Below are 1,464 nucleotides of genomic sequence, written 5' to 3' on the forward strand. Positions count from 1 at the left end.
CGCCGTGAAGTCGAAGGCGCAGGAGCGCTTCGAACGCATGGAAGCGTCGCTTTCGCCGATGAAGCTGGCCGCTGCCTTTGCCGATGCCGGAAAGCCTGCCGCCAGTGCCAACACCCGCCCGGTGATCTCCACAGTCGCACCGCGAATTGCCGAGGCGTCGTTGGTGCCCTCCGTCCAGCTCACAGCCAGCCTGTCCGATAACATGCCAGTTCCGGCGGCCGAACGTTTCGCCCGGCTGGATACCGACTCGGTGGTCGTTCAGACCGCACCGCCTCCGATGGGCTTTGCCCAATCCGGTACGCCGGACAATTCGCAGTTGGCGCTTGCTCTGGTGCAGTCCCTGCCGGCCGATGACGAGGCGTTCGCCTCACCGCTGCCGATCGAGGAATCGTCAGCCGATGTCGTGGTTTCACCCGTCGAAACCCAGCAGGATCAACCCGGCGATGCCGCCTCCCTGCCGGACGCTCTGACCGACGACGTGCCGTTGCCGACCCGGCGTCCGCAATTCGACGCGCCGCAGCCCAAAGTGGTCCAGCAGGAGCCTAAGTCCGTCCAGCAGCCGAAATCCGTTCAGCAGCCGAAGCCGGCACGCGAGACGGTCCAGCAGGCCCAGCCGGCAAAACCGACGCGGCAAGGCCGGCCGGCCGATGGCGGCGATGTGCTGGCCTATGCCAAGCCCGACACGCCCTCGGGCGGCCTTGGCAAGGCGTTCAGGAACCTCTTCAACTCGCCAGCCGCCAGGAGCGGAGCCGGCAATGGCGTCGCCGTGTACGACATCAGCAGCGCGACCGTCTACATGCCTGACGGCTCGAGGCTGGAGGCGCATTCAGGCATCGGCGCCATGGCGGACCAGCCGCGTTATGCCGACCAGAAGAATCGCGGACCCACGCCGCCCAACACCTACAATCTGTCGATGCGCGAGTCGCGCTTCCACGGAGTGGAGGCCTTGCGCCTGACACCGGTCGATGGCCGCAACAAATACAATCGCAACGGCCTGCTGGCCCATACCTACCTGCTCCGGGGCCGCTACGCCCAGTCGAGCGGCTGCGTCGCCTTCAAGGACTATGCGCGCTTCCTCGCCGCTTTCAAGAAGGGCAAAATCAAACGCCTCGTCGTGGTGCCGCGCCTGAACGGGTCGGCGACGCAGGTCGCATCAGCCGCCAGGGGCGTGTAACGACAAGAGGCTTTCGGGCGCCCTCCCGCTGCTCCTGACAGCCTGCTGTCAGGAGCAGCGCTGTCCGGCACGCCTCTCCCCACCGCGCTCTTTCCATTTTGGCCAGGAAATCCCATATTCGGGACATGGCCAAATCTCCCGATCAGAAAACGCCGCCGACGGCGAATGACGACCGCGCCGCGCCGAAGCGGCGCAGCCCGCTGACCGATTTCCTCGACGCCTCCGAGCCGCTGCACAAAGGCGGCTTCGCCGAGATGCCGCAGCCGGAGCTCTCTGGCACGCCGCTGACC

At 66.4% G+C, this 1,464-nt stretch carries 1 protein-coding gene; it reads left to right on the forward strand.

Annotation, left to right across the window (positions count from 1 at the left end):
* Positions 1-1,174, forward strand: a 1,174-nt coding sequence (locus EN925_RS35535; RefSeq protein ID WP_128337351.1) for a tlde1 domain-containing protein, incomplete at its 5' end; no start/stop codon positions are given.
* Between the last annotated feature and the right edge of the window lie 290 nt (positions 1,175-1,464).

It is taken from the genome of Mesorhizobium sp. M7A.F.Ca.US.006.04.2.1 (assembly GCF_004022915.1).
GTDB lineage: Bacteria > Pseudomonadota > Alphaproteobacteria > Rhizobiales > Rhizobiaceae > Mesorhizobium > Mesorhizobium ciceri.